The 17123-nt window shown below is 39.9% G+C and carries 18 protein-coding genes and 1 tRNA gene; 14 read left to right on the forward strand and 5 right to left on the reverse strand.

Annotated features, from left to right (window positions below; translation table 11 throughout):
- Positions 1–51 precede the first annotated feature (51 nt).
- From PR808_RS13990 to PR808_RS14045, 12 genes are all read left to right on the forward strand, one after another.
- On the forward strand, positions 52–366 hold the full coding sequence (locus PR808_RS13990) for a helix-turn-helix domain-containing protein (protein ID WP_206083310.1): 315 nt from the start codon (positions 52–54) through the stop codon (positions 364–366).
- 10 nt (positions 367–376) lie between these two features.
- On the forward strand, positions 377–607 hold the full coding sequence (locus PR808_RS13995) for a helix-turn-helix domain-containing protein (RefSeq protein ID WP_272539513.1): 231 nt from the start codon (positions 377–379) through the stop codon (positions 605–607).
- A gap of 179 nt (positions 608–786) precedes the next feature.
- On the forward strand, positions 787–1323 hold the full coding sequence (locus PR808_RS14000) for a fimbrial protein (protein WP_272539514.1): 537 nt from the start codon (positions 787–789) through the stop codon (positions 1321–1323).
- A gap of 68 nt (positions 1324–1391) precedes the next feature.
- Complete coding sequence (locus tag PR808_RS14005; RefSeq protein WP_206083307.1) at positions 1392–1928, forward strand: fimbrial protein; 537 nt, start codon at positions 1392–1394, stop codon at positions 1926–1928.
- Positions 1929–2020: 92 nt separating this feature from the next.
- Positions 2021–4690 (forward strand): outer membrane usher protein, encoded by a 2670-nt coding sequence (locus PR808_RS14010; protein ID WP_272539515.1) that lies wholly within the window; start codon positions 2021–2023, stop codon positions 4688–4690.
- A 57-nt stretch (positions 4691–4747) separates the two neighbouring features.
- A complete protein-coding gene (locus tag PR808_RS14015) occupies positions 4748–5536 on the forward strand; it encodes a fimbria/pilus periplasmic chaperone (RefSeq protein ID WP_442960064.1) in 789 nt (262 codons plus the stop codon).
- A gap of 39 nt (positions 5537–5575) precedes the next feature.
- Positions 5576–6184 carry a fimbrial protein gene (locus PR808_RS14020; RefSeq protein WP_272539517.1) on the forward strand — a complete coding sequence of 203 codons (609 nt, stop codon included), beginning with the start codon at positions 5576–5578 and terminating at the stop codon, positions 6182–6184.
- Between the two features lie 10 nt (positions 6185–6194).
- Positions 6195–6731 carry a fimbrial protein gene (locus PR808_RS14025; protein ID WP_241016804.1) on the forward strand — a complete coding sequence of 179 codons (537 nt, stop codon included), beginning with the start codon at positions 6195–6197 and terminating at the stop codon, positions 6729–6731.
- A gap of 10 nt (positions 6732–6741) precedes the next feature.
- Positions 6742–7239 carry a fimbrial protein gene (locus tag PR808_RS14030; protein ID WP_241016803.1) on the forward strand — a complete coding sequence of 166 codons (498 nt, stop codon included), beginning with the start codon at positions 6742–6744 and terminating at the stop codon, positions 7237–7239.
- A gap of 2 nt (positions 7240–7241) precedes the next feature.
- Positions 7242–7754 (forward strand): fimbrial protein, encoded by a 513-nt coding sequence (locus PR808_RS14035; RefSeq protein WP_206083786.1) that lies wholly within the window; start codon positions 7242–7244, stop codon positions 7752–7754.
- Positions 7755–7772: 18 nt separating this feature from the next.
- Positions 7773–8303, forward strand: a complete 531-nt coding sequence (locus PR808_RS14040; RefSeq protein WP_272539518.1) for a fimbrial protein — start codon at positions 7773–7775, stop codon at positions 8301–8303.
- 6 nt (positions 8304–8309) lie between these two features.
- Entirely contained in the window at positions 8310–9176 is an 867-nt protein-coding gene (locus PR808_RS14045) for an MrpH family fimbial adhesin (protein ID WP_272539519.1), read from the forward strand.
- Between the two features lie 551 nt (positions 9177–9727).
- Here the strand turns inward: PR808_RS14045 and PR808_RS14050 are convergent.
- From PR808_RS14050 to PR808_RS14060, 3 genes are all read right to left on the reverse strand, one after another.
- Entirely contained in the window at positions 9728–10819 is a 1092-nt protein-coding gene (locus PR808_RS14050) for an HpaII family restriction endonuclease (protein ID WP_272539520.1), read from the reverse strand.
- Complete coding sequence (locus PR808_RS14055) at positions 10816–11814, reverse strand: DNA cytosine methyltransferase (RefSeq protein ID WP_272539521.1); 999 nt, start codon at positions 11812–11814, stop codon at positions 10816–10818. Before PR808_RS14055 ends, PR808_RS14050 begins: the two co-directional genes overlap by 4 nt.
- Positions 11815–12183: 369 nt before the next feature.
- Positions 12184–12268: transfer RNA gene (locus PR808_RS14060), tRNA-Leu, on the reverse strand.
- Positions 12269–12685: 417 nt separating this feature from the next.
- Between PR808_RS14060 and ampH the strand changes: the two genes are divergently transcribed.
- Positions 12686–13909, forward strand: coding sequence for a D-alanyl-D-alanine-carboxypeptidase/endopeptidase AmpH (gene ampH, locus PR808_RS14065; protein ID WP_206083283.1), 1224 nt, complete (start codon positions 12686–12688; stop codon positions 13907–13909).
- A 197-nt stretch (positions 13910–14106) separates the two neighbouring features.
- On the forward strand, positions 14107–14610 hold the full coding sequence (locus tag PR808_RS14070) for a hypothetical protein (RefSeq protein ID WP_272539522.1): 504 nt from the start codon (positions 14107–14109) through the stop codon (positions 14608–14610).
- A gap of 55 nt (positions 14611–14665) precedes the next feature.
- Here the strand turns inward: PR808_RS14070 and lptG are convergent, their stop codons facing one another.
- Both lptG and lptF read right to left on the reverse strand, forming a co-directional pair.
- Positions 14666–15742: an LPS export ABC transporter permease LptG gene (gene lptG / locus PR808_RS14075; protein ID WP_206083281.1), complete on the reverse strand. Its 1077-nt coding sequence runs from the start codon at positions 15740–15742 to the stop codon at positions 14666–14668.
- On the reverse strand, positions 15742–16839 hold the full coding sequence (gene lptF, locus PR808_RS14080) for an LPS export ABC transporter permease LptF (RefSeq protein WP_272539523.1): 1098 nt from the start codon (positions 16837–16839) through the stop codon (positions 15742–15744). The genes lptG and lptF overlap by 1 nt, the downstream gene beginning before the upstream one ends.
- Between the last annotated feature and the right edge of the window lie 284 nt (positions 16840–17123).

Genomic DNA, 17123 nt, shown 5'->3' on the forward strand with positions numbered 1-17123 from the left:
TAGTTAAACAACCGTTAATAGATAACTTATTTATTTCACGGAGAGAATTTTATGCCATCTAACTTATCTCCTAAGGAAATTGTTGGGAGCAATATACTTAGAGCCCGTAGAGCAAAAGGCTTAAGTGGTTCTGATCTAGCTGATTTACTTTTATGCTCACAACAACATGTGTCACGTATTGAGCGTGGAGTTATTCGGCTGCATTTAGAACAAATTCAGCAAATTGCTAGCTCGCTTGATGTCGATATTAATTATTTATTAGATGGCGTTGGATTTCAAAATAGCTCAATAAATTATATCCATAATATGGAGTGTTATTTTAAATCTGAAGGGTTGTTTTCCCTATCTAGTCAATGTCTGAAATAGGTTTGACATTATGTTAATAATCACAAAAACACAAAAATTTAATATTATTGTCGGAAAGAAAATAAAAAAATATAGAAAGGAAATGAAATTAACCGCTGAGGAGTTAGGGCAATATATTGGCGTAAGCCAGCAACAAATTTCTCGTTATGAATCAGGCACAAACCATATAAACATTGATTTTCTAGCTCAGTTTTCAGAGTTATTTAAGGTGCCAATTCAAGTTTTTTTAACAGACGACTAAATATATTTTTTGATTTTAATTTTTAATTAATAACTCAATTTTATTTATTAGGATTTGATTTTTTTGAATCAATTCCTCGGACTTTGCTTTTTCCAGTTCATTGCAAATAGAGTGTCTGCAATGAGCAATGAAAACTGACACTCATTCTTTATTTAACAAAAACATAGGACTTTATATTCATGAAAATGAAATCTATTGCAATGGCAACTTTTATGGCTCTGGGATTAGCTTCTGCAGCAAATGCAGCAGATCAAGGTCACGGTAAAGTAACGTTTAAAGGCGCTATTATCGATGCTCCATGCTCAATCTCTCCTAACTCAATCGACCAAACTGTTGAATTAGGCCAAATTTCTAATATGGCATTAGTTGATGGTGGTAAATCAACGCCACGTCCATTTGAAATCGCTTTAGAGAACTGTGATATCACTAAACTGACTAAAGGTGTTCAATTAACCTTTAGTGGTGCTGCTGCATCTTTCGACAATACCAATAAAACACTGGGTATTGTTGGTACTGGTGCTGGCGCTGGTGTTCAGATCACTAATGGTAGCGGTGATGTGGTGACTTTAGGAACAGCGGCACCATTCCAACAAATTCAAAATGGTAATAACACCTTGAATTTCGCAGCTTACTTAAAAGGTAATGGTGGCGATATCAGTACGATCACTGCTGGTGACTTTAGCTCAGTAGCGGATTTCACTCTGTCTTACGAGTAATTCATCCTGAGCCAACAAAATTCATTTGTTGGCTCATTTCGACTGAATTGAGTGTAAGAGAGGAAGCAATGAATAATTCGATAACCTTTGGAATGTTTTCATTGATCTTAAGTTTAAGCCTGTTAACCGCGGTATCAACTGCAAAGGCTCAAGGCTCAGTGAATATGAATGGAAGCATTATTGAAACAGCATGTGCTATTGATGTCGGCAGCCGTGATCAAACTATTGATATGGGAAGTATTGCACTGACTCAAATTCGCCGTGATGGGCAAGGACCTGCTCGCCCTTTTGTTATCCGATTAGTGAATTGTGTTCTTGAACGCCAAAATCCTGATAAGCCGAATTGGCAATACTTTCGTATAACATTTGATGGCTCCCATGATAGAGGGTTATTTGGTGTTAACGGACAAGCTCAAGGTGTTGGATTACAAATTCAACGTGAGGGGGATGGTGAAATTGCCATACCAGGCCAAGGAATGTCCGTGAATTCACTGACGGCAGGAACAAAAGATCTCACCTATCGGCTGCGATTGGTGGCGAATAATCGCCCATTAGCATCAGGTCAATACTACAGTCAATTACGTTTCAAACTGGATTATGAATAGTCGGTTCCTCTCATCAATGAAGATCGCCTTTAACAGGTGAGCTTCACGAGCGAAATGACATTACGGATAAAAGAACGCAAAAGAAGGTCGAGATGATGACCCTGAATTTCATTCACACGCCTGTGTTACGGATAACTCGGCCTTGCAGATTAGGGCTTTTAGTCGCATTGGCAATTAGCTTTGGTGGTCACGCATCCGATATTAAATTTAATATGGAAATGCTAGACGTCAATGATCGTAGCAACATTGATTTAAGCCAATTTTCACGCCCTGGCTACCTCATGCCTGGCGAATACAGTTTTACAGTTTTCTTAAATAAGCAAAGTATGCCTGAAGAAACTGTCTTTTATTATGCACCTGAAGATAAATCGGATGAAAGCCTACCTTGTCTGAGCCCCACTTTAGTTGAAAAATTTGGTATCAAGCCTGAGTTGATGTCGACATTAAAGTGGTGGCACGATGGGCAGTGTTTATCACTTGAAAGTTTACCAGGAACTGAGGTTAAAGCTGATCTTGCGACATCCGCTATGTACATTAGTTTGCCGCAAGCCTACCTCGAATATACCGCTGAGAATTGGGATCCCCCTGCTCGCTGGGAAGAAGGCTTACCTGGTGCACTATTTGATTACAACCTCAATGCCCAAGTCGGCCAACAAACTCGTTCAGGGCAACAAACCAACTACAGTACCAGCGGTAATGGTGTTGCTGGTGTTAACTTGGGTGCTTGGCGTGCTCGCGCTGACTGGCAAATGCGTATTGATAAGCAGCAAGGACAAAGCACGACCACATCACTAGATTGGACTCGTTATTATGTCTACCGAGCCATCAAATCATTAGGCGCAAAACTCACCTTAGGCGAAGATTATTTAACCTCTGATATTTTTGATAGTTTCAGATTTACAGGGCTTAGCTTGGTTACTGATACCAATATGCTACCGCCTAATCTGCGTGGATACGCACCAGAAATTACTGGGGTCGCAAAAAGTAATGCGACAGTTATTGTGAGCCAACAAGGACGAATTATTTATCAAACTCAAGTCGCTGCGGGCCCATTTCGCATCCAAGACTTGAATGATGCATTAGCTGGGCAAATCGATGTTGAAGTTAAAGAACAAGACGGTTCAACACAGAATTTCACTGTAAATACTGCAAGTGTTCCCTATTTAACGCGCCCGGGACAACTGCGTTACAAATTAGCCACTGGGCGCCCAACAAACTGGCGCCATCATGTGAGCGGCGATACTTTTGCAAGTGGCGAATTCTCTTGGGGGGTTAACAACGGCTGGTCACTGTATGGTGGTGGAATTGGTGCGAAAAACTATGCATCCGCAGCTATAGGGATTGGTCGTGACTTAATGGTATTTGGTGCATTATCATTTGATATCACTCATGCAAGAGCGCATTTAACCAACTTAAGTGATATTGGCAATAAAACGCATCGCGGAAGTTCATACCGTTTAAGTTACTCAAAGCGTTTTGACACTTATAACAGCCAAGTGACATTTGCAGGATATCGATTCTCTGAACAAGGTTTTATGAGTATGTCTGAGTATTTGGATGCGCAGGAAACAGGTGCTCGCCAATACAACAGCAAAGAAATGTATACCATCTCTTATAACCAACAATTTTCAGAGTTAGGGCTAAGTGCATTTATCAACTATTACCATCAAACCTATTGGGATCAACCCGATAACGACCGCTATAGCATTTCATTAGCACGTTATTTTGATATTGGTAAATGGAAAAATCTCAGTCTCAATTTGACGGCATATCGAAATCGTTACCGTGAAAGTAATGATGATGGTGTATATGCCTCGCTCACTGTGCCTTGGGGAGAAAAAAGCTCTGTTAGTTACAACAGTAGCTGGGATAAAAATGATAACTCACAGCGTGTGAATTACTACAGCACTATCGATGAAAGAAATAATTATCAACTAAGTACGGGGTGGGCGCGTTCAGGTGCACTCGTGAGTGGCTATTACACCCATCAAGGAGATTTAGCACAGCTCAATGCGAATGCAACTTACCAGCAAGACCGTTATCGGTCAGCGGGATTCTCTTTACAAGGTGGCTTCACAGCAACGGAAAAAGGCGCCGTACTACATCGTAGCAGCCAAATTGGCGGTACTCGCATATTTGTTGATACCGATGGTGTACCTAATATCCCGTTACGTGGTTATGGCTCTATTGTACGTACTAACCGCTTTGGACAAGCCGTTATTAGTGATGTGAATAGTTACTACCGTAATCAAGTTAGTGTTGATTTGAATGCATTACCAGATGAAGCACAAGTCTCCCAATCAATAAAGCAAGGTACTTTAACCGAAGGGGCGATTGGTTACCGTCAATTTGATGTTGTCGCTGGAAGCAGTGCAATGGCGTTGTTAAGGCTGTCGGACAATAGCACACCGCCTTTCGGAGCAATCGTATTAAATGGCCGTGGCCAACAAGTCGGTATGGTGGGTGATGATGGAAATACCTATCTCACTGGTTTAAAAGCAAAAGATACCTTGCAAGTCCGTTGGGATGACCAAGTGCAGTGTGAAATCACACTCCCTGATACCTTGCCAGAAGATGAATATTTACAGGCAAGCTGGTTATTACCGTGCCATAAACCGGGAGCAAAAGCCGCATCGCCAGCGACCATAAAGACACCATCAGCCAGCCGTGCATTAGAAGCAATGCCGAAAGCAGCAGAACTTGTTGTGCCTGTTGTTGAAAGAACTGCGCCAAAGTCATCAGGTCGCTGGTTACAAAAATAATAAAAATGGTGGTACGCAAAGAGAGATGAATGCTCCTTAACCATAGAAGATAACAATATGATGAATAACATGATGAAAAATAAAATGATGAATAGAAAAAATGCCCATAGAACAGCATTAGCGTTGGTTGGCGTTGTATTAACTTCAGCAACGCTATCTTCTGCTCAAGCGGCGGTTGCATTAGACAGAACTCGAGCGATTATCACGGGAGATGAGAAATCGATCAGTTTAAATATCAGCAATGAAAACAAACAATTACCTTATCTCGCTCAAGGTTGGGTGGAAAACGAGAAAGGTGAAAAAATAAGCGACCCATTTACGGTATTGCCACCAGTGCAGCGTGTTGAACCTGGCGCAAAAAGCCAAATCAAAATCCAAGCACTGCCAAGTGCTGCTTCACTGCCACAAGACAGAGAATCTGTGTATTACTTTAATTTGCGGGAAATCCCACCGAAAAGTGATAAACCCAATACGCTGCAATTGGCATTACAGACACGTATTAAATTGTTTTACCGACCAAAATCAATTATTCCAACACGTGAACAAATGGATAACCCATGGCAGGAAAAAGTGACTCTTACGCGCCAAGGTAACCAATATACGATTAATAATCCAACCGCATATTACGTTTCTTTTGTCGATGCAGTTCCAAGCAAAAATGGACAAACGGTCGCAGGATTTGAGCCAGTGATGGTTGCTCCCAAAAGTAGCAAAGCACTGAACGTCAGTGCAGATGCATTAGGTAATAAACCTGTGCTGACCTATATCAATGATTATGGTGGTCGTCCAACGTTGTCGTTTACATGTCAGGGAAATAGCTGCCATGTGGTACCTGAAAAAAAATAGACTGATTTGAAATGCGCGATGAGATAGCAGGAGAATATCATGGCAAACACAAGCAGGATGCTCCGTTATGTGGGCTTAGGAAGTTTAGCGCTGAATTTATTCAGTAGTATGGCGATGGGAACCGCCCTAAATAAAGTTGATAACTGGGATGTCGATGGTTCACATGGCACGCTATATGTCCATGGAGCCCTGACGGAAAGTGCTTGTCGCTTAGCAATGTCATCAGCGTATCAAACTATTAATTTAGGTACTGTGGGAACAGGACAGCTTCAACATGTCGGGCAAACAGGTAACCCTGTTGCGATTGAACTGCGTTTAGAAGATTGTCTAAGTGGCGAAAGCCGCAGCCGCACTGCACAGGGGAATCTTTTGTGGAGCCAACAGATGCCAGCGATGAAAATTCGCTTTTTAGCTCCTATCGATATTCAAGACCCGCGCTTGGCAGAGGTTATTGGTGTTCAAGGAATTGGCCTGCAATTAAGTGATGCCTCGCGTTCACCAATTAACTTAGGTGAGTACAGCACACCACAGTTGGTTTCACCTGGGCAAAACCAATTAACTTACTATGTGACGCCAGTGCGTACCTCCGCCCAACTAAATGCAGGGGCTTATCAGGCGTTAATTAGATTCCAGGTAAGTTATGAATAGGGGCATGGAGATGAGAGAAGCTTATTTTCTTACGATATGCTTTAAAGCGCTTGCCCTCTCAGGGGTAATACTCTTTGGTGCTCTGATTTCACTCAGCTTTTCTTACAAAGTTATCGCTGCAAACTTAAGCACTAATATTCAAATTCGTGTGACAGTATACGGTGAGCCAGAATGCACCCTTGGCGGTGCAACAACGACTTCTGTAGATTTTGGCGATATACATCAGGCAAAGATTGACGGCACTTATGGGCGCTCACCTATTAATTACAATTTGGTATGTAATGGCTTATATAAAAATACATTAAAGATGACGCTGAAATGGACTGATAGGCAAATTAATGGTGCCTCATCGGTGACCACCAATCTCCCAGATTTAGGTATTGCCATTTACCGTGATGGAACCCGACTCAGTAATGGCGCGACACTCAATTTTAATTATGGGAGTTCACCTTCTTTATATGCCGTCCCCGTTAAACCTACAGGGGTAAACTTAACATCGGGTGGTGATTTTACGGGCAATCTTACGATGGTATTGGATTACCAATAGGATGATATCAATGAAATTATTCCGTTATCTTCTCTCGGTCTGCATGATGCTTAGCCTGTTTGGCCAAAGCCAAGCATCAACACTTAGTATCCAGCTAAAAGGTCGATTATTGGTGACACCGCCCGAGTGCATTTTGAATAACAACCAACAAGAAGCTATACATTTTGGCGATATATTGCTCCCACGTATCGATGGAATCCAATACAAGCGTATTGTACCGATGAGACTCAGCTGCACAAACCTAGCGAAAAACGCTATAAAGCTCACGCTTATCGGTGATGATACATCATTTAATAGCAATGGCGCATTGAAAACGAGTAACCCAAAACTAGGGCTTTCCTTTTATGTGAACAATGCTAAGCAAGTTATTAACCAGCCTTTCAATGTGTTATATACAGCGCTGCCAACCTTGGAGGTTGCGCCGGTAAAAAACAGTAACGCCGATTTTACGAATACCGATGGCGGATTTTTTACCGCGCTGGCAACACTGAAAATAGAGTATCAGTGAGAATGATTATGTGGAATAACAAGCAAATTAAGCATTGGATGGCAGGGTTTATAATGGTGATGTCCATATCTTCAGCGCAAGCAAATTGGGCATTTGATGGCACGTTAATTATTCCTCCTGTTTGCCAATTAAGCCATGACGACCCGATAAAAGTTTCATTCGGTAAAGTGGGCGTACGAAAAATCAATGGTACCGCCTTCAAGCAACCTATTCCTTTTCAATTAAATTGTGTTGGCGATATGACACAACCGTGGGATATCAGCTTGATATTCGGAGGAACACCGGCGGGAAGTGGATTTGATAATGCGACATTAAGAACGGTGACACCGTTGAATAATGGCAAATTAGGAATTCAAATTCAGAAAAATGGCCAACCTCAACCATTGAATGAAGCCTTTTTGATTAATGCGGCTTCACTGCCATCCCTTTCAGCCGTACCTGTCATGCGATCAGGAAGCGAACTCGTAGGGGATAATTTTACCGCATCAGGCACATTAACCATTATTTTTGAATAGGAGGCAGCTGTCATCACTATGAATATTAAACGTAATATGAGCTTTGCCTTTGGCTTATGGTTTTTGGGTGCCACCACCGCATTTTCTGCAAATGTGGAATTTGATGGTACGTTGATTGAGGATGCTTGTGATGTTTATCCAGGCGACGAATCGATTGAATTAGATTTCGGTACGATAGTGGATAAATACCTGTATCTGAATACTCAAACAAATAGCCAACCTTTTACCATTCGATTAATTAATTGTGATTTAGCATTAGGCCATGAAGTAAAAGTCACATTTATGGGCGCAGAAAGTTCAGCTTTACCTGGTTTATTGGCGTTAGATGCAGGAAGCCAAGCAACAGGTGTGGCAGTTGGTATTGAAAGTGTTTCCGGTGCGGCAATCAAAATTAATAGTGGCAGTTATACCCAAGGGTTGTATACCGGAAATAATAATGACCTACGATTTCAAGCGTATGTGAGAGCTGAGCCAGCTGCATTGCAAAATAAATCAATTGTGCTCGGTTCATGGGCTGCGAGTGCCACATTCAAATTAGATTATGAGTAAATCATTATGTATGCGAAAAAAACAAAAATATACGGAATGTTAAATACAAGCCGTTTGAGTATTTTATTATTAATCATCGCGTTAGCATCTCTATTCCCATCTCGCCCAGCCAATGCGATCGCGTATGTAATGCCTGTAAGTATGACCTCTGGAGCTTGGCCTCGTGTTGAGATGGATATTCTTTCTTGGTCTGAAGCAAGTGGTATAACTAACCCTTGCTATGGGTCAACAGAATGCTGGATAGGCCCAGATGTTCTGTATGCATCTGGAGCACCATCGTTGAGTGGTTCTTGCTTAGATTATGGTAACTGCATTCGAATTAACCAATATCGAACAGCGCAAGAAGTCGCTGAGGCTTTTCGATCTGCAAAAGGGATCCCTTATCGTGCATCATTTGTTATTGATAGCCCAAATGCAACTTGTATAGGATTATTCTATGTTAACCATAGACCAACTGCGGGTGTTAGGAATGCAATCCAATGGCCTGGTAGCGTCTGTGGTAAAATTCCACCGACAAATCAAACATGTAGTATTTCTTTACCTTCCTTTGTTGATCACGGGGCAATTAGTAACACAAGCTTAAATGGTAAGAGAAACTCAGTTTCTGGTAATATCGCCTGTACACAGGCTACAAATATCAACTTATTTGCTCGTTCAACAACGGGTGAGCGTTATGTATATTTAAATTCGACGCTTAACTTTTATTCAGATCCATTAATTAATAATCAAAGTGGTTGGAATGGTGCCAATATGAATATTTCTGGAAATAATGCATCGAATCCATTTACATTCACGTCTGAATTACATTCATCAGGAACGGTAACCCCTGGATATTACACTGGCAATGCCGTAGTCATCATTGCATTTAATTAGTTAATAAGAAACTTAAAACCCAACCATTCACCAACTTGATATTTGAGCAGCGTATTTTAACTAATATACGCTGTTTTTATCAATATTAATAAGTTTTAGTCATCTTCATTCCTGCTAAGTTTTCATATAATTAAACGTGTATTTAGTAGCTTGGGTTTTAAAAATAGGATCACGTAACTACATGACTTCTTTAAGTAAATTACTATCATAGTACTCTATTTATTTTTCTATTATATCAAAGTCACAGACAGTCACTCTTATTTACTGTAGTTAGATAGGTGATTAAAAATAATATTTAAGTAAAAAAAAGGATAAATATACTAATAGGATATTTTACGAGTAAATAATAAAGCAACTTGTGATGGACATATTTTAGCGAGAAAAAACAGAATATAATATGCATGATGTTTTAGGTATTTTTGAAGGCTATCTATAACTTTAGTTAAATAATTAAAAGATAAATTTAAGACTATTTTCCATAAAAATATTTTTTATATTTTTCAGACATATTTTTATGGCGTCATTAGTGAAAATTATTTATTATAATCACATTATTTCAAAAACCTTATTTGCAAATTTAAATTCAAATAAACATCACCTAATTCATCTTCATAAAGTTCACCAAAAGAGTGCTTACTTGTACTCGCAGTGTCTAATTTGGTATTAAAAAATAAGTAATCTTCAAATTCATTTTTATTATATAGATGATAACACAATATATCCCCATCATTCTTAACAACTAAATACCCACCTGTAGCATCATATTTACCGCTCCATACTTTCGTCGGCATTAGACCTACCGCAATATCTGTAAGTAATCGCTTTATTTTATAAGTATAAAAAAGGTGTTTTTGTTTATTATCAAAATTCATAGGATTTGATAATTCTAATTGTTCAACTAAATCTTTAACTTTTGAAATAGTTGAAGTGAAATAGCTCAGAAGAATGTGCCCTATTATTTGGGGTAGCAAACTATCAATTAGCACTAAATTATTTGAAAATGTATCGCTAACGACTTTGTTGAATGTTAATTCACCACCTAATTCAGTAATTTTAGCAATTCTATTTAGAATTTTTTTTGGATTTTGTATATTATTAATTTTTTTTATATCGGAAGAAGCGAGTCCATCGACTTTGAATCTAAAGTTAGTTGCTTTACTTGAATTTAATAATGTAGAAGCAGAACCAATCTGAGATTTAATACTGAACCCAAGCATTGGCTGCTGATTCGTTCTCTCATCATGAATAACAATAATTATATCTGTTTTCTCTCTAGAGGAAGCTTTCAAAGACTTACAGTATATAGCCGCCATAAAAGCTTCAATTTCAGGAATAGAAAAAGTTGTATTTTTTTGCTTTTTGTTCTCAATGATCTTTTCAAGTGTTTCTTTTGCCTTTTGAGCAAACTCAGAAATAGGTAATCTTAGCAGTTCCCTACCATCATGGGTAATAAACACAACATTTCTATTTATCGAGTACTCAAATTTACCCGCAGACTCTTCCCTTAGTATTTTAATGACTGGGTAAACCACTCCTTCTAATTTTTCTAACGACTCGTTACCTGCAAAAAGTTTTTCATCCCCTAATATCTTTAAAAACGCATATACCTCACTCCACTCACCAATATTTCCTGTTATACTCATTTGACACCTAATAATGTTAAAATTTCTTTAGCAATCGCTTGGACAACGGGAACTGCAACTGAATTACCAAATTGTTTATATGCTTGAGCATCTGATACAACAATTTCATACTCATCAGGAAAGCCTTGTAACCTTGCCCATTCTCTTGGCGTCATTTTTCGTATTCCTTTACGGTTAACTTCACCTTTTATTTTAGTTACAGGCGTAAAATTAGACAATTTATGATCTATAACTAAATTACGTTCACGCCCCATTCCACCACAAACAACGGCATTTGCAATACCCTTGCTATCTAAAATTTGATATCCAAAACCGTTGCCTTTATCTTCATGTCGTTTTTTATGTTTCTCTAATGTGGATAAATATTGTGTTGAAAGGTAATATTTTACGGATACCTCTTCTTTTTCTAAAATATCATTCACGCAAGTGGTAATATTAGTAGGCTTAGGATACTTAAATGTATCAATATTCAAATCCTTTCTAAAACCAACAATAAATATTCTTTCTCTATTTTGAGGAACACCAAAATCTTTAGCATTTATAATTTGAGGCTCAGGAATAAAGTAATTTAAATCTTCCCTTAACACATTGAGGATCGTTGCGAGTGTTCTGCCTTTATCGTGATTTGTTAAACCTTTAACATTTTCAAGTAAGAAGACTTTAGGGTTGTGTTTTTTAATAATTTCAGCAACATCAAAGAAAAGTGTTCCTCTGGTATCTTCAAATCCTCCTCGCTTTCCTGCAATGGAAAATGCTTGGCAAGGAAAACCAGCACATAAAAAATCAAACACCTGAGGTATGGCGTTTTTTGTTTCGGGCAAAGTAATATCACCAAATGGTAATTCACCAAAATTAGCCTTATAGGTTTTCTTTGAATACTCATCCCATTCACTAGAGAATACACATTCCCCACCTAAGTTTTGCAACGCAAGTCTAAATCCACCGATGCCTGCGAACAAATCAATAAAAGTGAACTTTGAGTTATTTTTTATCATTAACAACACCATCTAAAAAGCCATCTGTCATTATCATTAATAAACCCTACTATCATTTACAACACCCAATAACTGTATATAAAACCAGTATAGGCCTATTTTGATAGCATAGTATACCTTTATTTTGATTATTCCAACATTAGTTCTTAACGAGGGAGTCATTATGTCAAGTGCTATTATCGACACCATCAACAATTTGATTTATCAATCTTTTTACTAACTGTTGTTAAGCGAAATACACCAACAGCAGGTACTTGATGTGGGTTGACCTTAGTATACTTGGGAAGACTGAAAAGTGGGGAAAAGCCTTGTAAACTTAAGATTTCAGATACAAAAAAAGACGTCGGTTGACGTCTCTTGATGTTCTTATGGTGCCGAAGGCCGGACTCGAACCGGCACACCCGAAGGCGGTTGATTTTGAATCAACTGCGTCTACCAATTCCGCCACTCCGGCACTGAAGTGATGTGTTTCTTGGAAAACGCTGCCATTATACTTGCCTTGTGTCTACTGGCAACACTTATTCGTGCAAGGAGCGATTGTTCGATTAAAAATAAAGCATATTGAACAATAATATCGTGTGCGAGTAGGAAAGCTTCTTTTGTTTATATATTCATTTATGGGTATGTTAGTTTTTTGCTAATTATTTTTATCGTATCCATGCTTGGGTGGCTAGCGATAGCCTATTATTTTTGTTAGTTTAACCGCAATCTAGTGCAATGTTGAAAGGCTTTATCATGGGTTTTGTTGGGTGGATAGCAACAGGTATCTTTATTGGCATCTTAATTGGTGTGGTGATGAAGATTTTCGCTAAGAAAAAATAAGATTGGCTGAAAAGCCACTTACAAACAATCATATCGGCTGGCTCCAAACATGAAGAAATCATTTCTAAAAATTCTGTCTGTATCTGCGTTGTCCCTTGCTTTAATGGCATGTTCAACCAAGACAGAGAAAACACCTAAGTTTTTACAAGGTAATGATGTTGAATCCTCAGATTGGCAGGTTTTTGAGGGAGATAGAAGGACTTACGAGCGCGTCGCTAAGATTGTCGATTTATATGCTAATCGTATTTTTAATGAAAGTGATGCGCGAGGTATGGCGATTATTGTTATCGATAATAACCAAACGTTATCTCGTTATTATGGGGAAACTGCACCGGGTAATGGAAAAAAACCCGGCCCAAATTCATTAATTCGCATAGCATCAATTACCAAATTAATGACAAGCGAAATATTAATTAAGCTTGAGCAAGACAAAAAACTGCTAATTACAGACCCACTACAACAGTATGCTTATCAAGGTGTTACCGTGCCTGATAACGCCAGTGGGCAGCCAATTCGCTTATATCATCTTGCTAGCCACACCAGTGGTTTGCCGCGTGAACAACCTGGTGGAAAATGGGGGCGCCCTGTGTTTATTTGGCCGACACAAGATAACCGCTGGACATGGCTAAAAACAGGCAAGTTAGATGCAACTCCAGGAACAGAAGCCTCCTATTCCAACCTTGCTTACGACTTATTAGCTGACGCGATGATAAAAGCCACTGGACAGCCATACCCGCAATTATTTAGCCACTATGTCACCTCACCTGCAAAAATGACAGAAACCACCTATACCCCAAGTAATGCGCAATGCGCCCGTTTAATGGAAGGGACTAAACCAAGTCCTTGTCATAACACCCTTGCGGCGGCTGGCAGTGGCGGTGTGTACTCAACCCCTGCGGATATGCAAAAGTGGATGCAACAGTTTTTATCCACTGATACTAACCTGCGTAAAGCTACAGCTGCGCGAGAACAGGGTATTTATTTCCCTCGTGAAAAGCTGTTAGAAATTAAAGGAATGGATGTTGCGGGTCATGCTGATGGGTTAGGCCTTGGTTGGGTGTATATGAAACCGAAAAATGGCATTCCTGGCATTTACCAAAAAACAGGTGGTGGTGGTGGGTTTAATACCTATATGGCAATGATCCCACAACAAAATATTGGGGTCTTTGTGGTGATGACGCGCAAGGATAGCAGCAAATTTAGTAAGTTAACTATTGGCGTCAATGACCTGGTCGCATCCCTCTCATCTAACCATGCGTATGGAAAACATTGAAAGGGTACCGTCGACGCTTTACAGGCAATGGCGAGCTATACCCCTACCCTAAAACGCGGATTTACCCGAGTTCTCACGTTAATTGCAACAACAGCCTGATCCATTCAGGCTGTTTTCCTTCTAGCGATTTGTATAATACGTAATCCAATCTAAGCGATATTCTTGAAACCTCTTCGATGACAAAGACAGGAATCAAGATGAAAATCGCTTCTATTTTATTACCTCATGTACTCCGCCCCAGCGCCACTAAGCAAGGAAACGTCTCTGAATTAGTGCAGCAGCTCAGAAAGATCTGCAATCACCAACATGCTTTTCCTGCCCCTAAGAAACCCACTAGTATCGAAATAGACCTTAACCAATTAAATTGTCATCAATTAAAAACATATAAAATTAAGCTGGAAGACACAAAAGAATATAAGCAATTGGTCAGTGATACACGCCAACAAGTACAGAAAGAATTTGCAAAAAAAGAGTGGGAAAATGCCTACTCTATTCAGCAATCCTACACAGCCAATGGTGGTATTTTCTCTTATGCGCAGCAATTAGCCAATAGAAGCGGTTCGAACGTTATTGGCGTTAAAGGGGAATATATCAGGGCAACGGAAGGAAATAAGCAGCAATACATCTTGTTTCGGCCACAAACTAAATTACTCGAACTCATCAGCAACTTGGGTAATTATTTTCTGAGTAAATGGCAATAAAAGAAAAAGGCTGTGAAATCCGAAGATCCACAGCCTTTTATCAATAACAAAACGATTATTTTCGTTTGACTAATAAGACAATACTGACAATTAAGAACAGTAAACTTGGCAAGATAGCAGCAATAATGGGTGGAACCGAATAGACAAGGCTCCAGTTACCAAACCCTTGGTTTAGCACGTAAAATAAGAAACCGCCGACAATCCCCGATACGACTCGCACACCCATGGGTACGGTACGTAATGGCCCAAAAATAAAGGAAACCGCCATTAACATCATGACCGCCGCAGATAACGGAGCTAAGATTTTTTTCCACAAACTCAGCTCATATACCGCCGCCACTTGGCCGCTCTCTTTAAGGTATGAGACGTATTGATACAGTCCGCGGATTGATAACGAATCCGCATTCAGAGAGACAATTCCCAGTTTTTCAGGGGTCAGATTCGTTTTCCAATCAACACTAAGTCGTTGTGAACCTGTGATTTTTTTCTCACTGCTTAAAATTGACTCATCCACTTGAGATAACACCCACTGCTGATTAGCGGTATCATACTCACCACTTGAAGCAAACATCACCGATTTTAATTTTTGTTGTTCATCAAAGCGATAAACAGAGATGTCTTGGATCGATGTTGAATTGTTAATGCGCTGAATATGGATGAAGTCACGACCATCTTTCGCCCACATTCCTTCATCTGTCACGACTAACGAGTTACCGACAATTTTTTCTGCACGGTAATTTCGCGCCCATTGCTCACCCGCGGGCGCAACCCACTCGCCAATAAACATCGCGACAATCACCAGAGGAATAGCCGTTTTCATGACAGACAAGGCGATTTGCAAGCGTGTAAAACCCGAGGCTTGCATAACGACTAACTCACTACGCGAGGCCAATGCGCCAAGTCCCATTAAAGCACCTAGTAACGCAGCCATCGGAAAGAAAATGTCGATGTCTTTTGGTACGGTCAATAGGGTGAACACCCCTGCACTCAACGCAGTGTAATCACCATCACCGACTTTGCGAAGCTGCTCGACAAATTTAATGATCCCAGACAGCGAAACCAATAAAAATAGCGTCACCAAAATGGAATTTAGGATGGTTCGCCCGATATATCTATCTAAAACTCCAAACATCAAGCTGCCCCTTTACTCAATTTAAGACGCATACGGCGCATTGGGACTGTGTTCCACGCATTGAGGATCACCGCCAAGACCAAGTAGCCTAAATTCACCGCCCACATAGTATAACGCGGGTCAATATCACCCTTATCTGCACTATTACGTAAGGTACTTTGCAGCAAGAAGAAAATTAAATACAGCAACATTGCAGGCAACATACTGAGCACGCGCCCTTGACGCGGGTTCACTTCACTTAATGGCACCACCATCAAGGCCATGACCACCACAGAGAAAACAATCGTCAAGCGCCAGTGAAACTCTGCATTGACTTCTGGGGTATTTTCCTCCCACAGTTGCAGCATATTTTTTTGCTCAACACGGTCATTACGTGTTTCACCTGATTGATGATCCACAATTGCTTGATAATTCACAAAATCTGTAATACGAAAATCTCGCAGCAATGCCGTTCCTTCGTAGCGAGTTCCTTCATTAAGAACAACCACTTGGCGACCGTCTGGATCTTCTTTCATATAGCCGCTATCTGCCACGACAACTGAAGGGCGCTGTTCGTTCGCCGCACGTAACTGGGCGAGGAAAACATTTTTAAAGTTGCTTCCTTTAACATCACCAATATACAGCACATAGTTGCCATCTTTTGTGGTTTTAAATTGCCCTTCCACCATTGCCGCAAGCCCTGGATTTGCTTTTGCATCCGCAAGCACTTGTTCTTGATATTGCGATGACCATGGCAACATCCATGTAATATTGGCAATCGCGACCATGGCGGTGATCGCGGCAAGAACTAACGCGGCTTTAATTAACACACTTTTGCCCAAGCCACAGGCATGCATCACCGTAATTTCGCTTTCAGTGTAAAGTTTACTGTATGTCATCAATAGCCCAAGAAATAGGCTTAAAGGCAAGATAAGCTGCGCCATTTCAGGCACACCTAACCCCAACAAAGGAAGTACTAAGTTTGAGGGAATATTGCCCTGAACAGCTGCGCCCAGAATGTCTATCGACTTCTGGCTAAAAAAGATTAGCATCAATACAAAAAGTATGGCTAACTGACTTTTCAGGGTTTCCCGTACCAAATATCTAATAATGATCACGCTTATTACGCCTGTGAAAACTTGTCTTTTGGGAAGAAAATGGCTAAGTTCGTTAAATGTCTGCCATTTACTAACATATACTCTGGTTTATTGTATGGCTAGAATGATATAAAAGCATTCTCTATACTGATTGAAATATCAGAACATGCTTAATATTCGTGAAACCAGATATACTTGCCATACTTCACGTTGTTTCGCGATAAACAGCATACAACGTGAGTTATTTCGCGTATAGATGGTTAGTTTAACATAAAGAGTTTATTCTCTATGAGGTAGATCATGCG

It is taken from the genome of Providencia sp. PROV197 (assembly GCF_028479625.1).
Classification (GTDB): Bacteria; Pseudomonadota; Gammaproteobacteria; order Enterobacterales; family Enterobacteriaceae; genus Providencia; species Providencia vermicola.

Bases quoted from the DNA above. Each gene is read 5' to 3' on its own strand.
- PR808_RS14010 (WP_272539515.1), top strand. From the start codon at position 2,021: ATGATGACCCTGAATTTCATTCACACGCCTGTGTTACGGATAACTCGG.
- PR808_RS14070 (WP_272539522.1), top strand. From the start codon at position 14,107: ATGAAAATCGCTTCTATTTTATTACCTCATGTACTCCGCCCCAGCGCC.
- PR808_RS14045 (WP_272539519.1), top strand. From the start codon at position 8,310: ATGTATGCGAAAAAAACAAAAATATACGGAATGTTAAATACAAGCCGT.
- lptG (WP_206083281.1), bottom strand. From the start codon at position 15,742: ATGTTTGGAGTTTTAGATAGATATATCGGGCGAACCATCCTAAATTCC.
- PR808_RS13995 (WP_272539513.1), top strand. From the start codon at position 377: ATGTTAATAATCACAAAAACACAAAAATTTAATATTATTGTCGGAAAG.
- PR808_RS14040 (WP_272539518.1), top strand. From the start codon at position 7,773: ATGAATATTAAACGTAATATGAGCTTTGCCTTTGGCTTATGGTTTTTG.
- PR808_RS14000 (WP_272539514.1), top strand. From the start codon at position 787: ATGAAAATGAAATCTATTGCAATGGCAACTTTTATGGCTCTGGGATTA.
- PR808_RS14035 (WP_206083786.1), top strand. From the start codon at position 7,242: ATGATTATGTGGAATAACAAGCAAATTAAGCATTGGATGGCAGGGTTT.
- PR808_RS14055 (WP_272539521.1), bottom strand. From the start codon at position 11,814: ATGATAAAAAATAACTCAAAGTTCACTTTTATTGATTTGTTCGCAGGC.
- PR808_RS13990 (WP_206083310.1), top strand. From the start codon at position 52: ATGCCATCTAACTTATCTCCTAAGGAAATTGTTGGGAGCAATATACTT.
- PR808_RS14050 (WP_272539520.1), bottom strand. From the start codon at position 10,819: ATGAGTATAACAGGAAATATTGGTGAGTGGAGTGAGGTATATGCGTTT.
- PR808_RS14020 (WP_272539517.1), top strand. From the start codon at position 5,576: ATGGCAAACACAAGCAGGATGCTCCGTTATGTGGGCTTAGGAAGTTTA.
- ampH (WP_206083283.1), top strand. From the start codon at position 12,686: ATGAAGAAATCATTTCTAAAAATTCTGTCTGTATCTGCGTTGTCCCTT.
- PR808_RS14030 (WP_241016803.1), top strand. From the start codon at position 6,742: ATGAAATTATTCCGTTATCTTCTCTCGGTCTGCATGATGCTTAGCCTG.
- PR808_RS14025 (WP_241016804.1), top strand. From the start codon at position 6,195: ATGAGAGAAGCTTATTTTCTTACGATATGCTTTAAAGCGCTTGCCCTC.
- PR808_RS14015 (WP_442960064.1), top strand. From the start codon at position 4,748: ATGATGAATAACATGATGAAAAATAAAATGATGAATAGAAAAAATGCC.
- PR808_RS14005 (WP_206083307.1), top strand. From the start codon at position 1,392: ATGAATAATTCGATAACCTTTGGAATGTTTTCATTGATCTTAAGTTTA.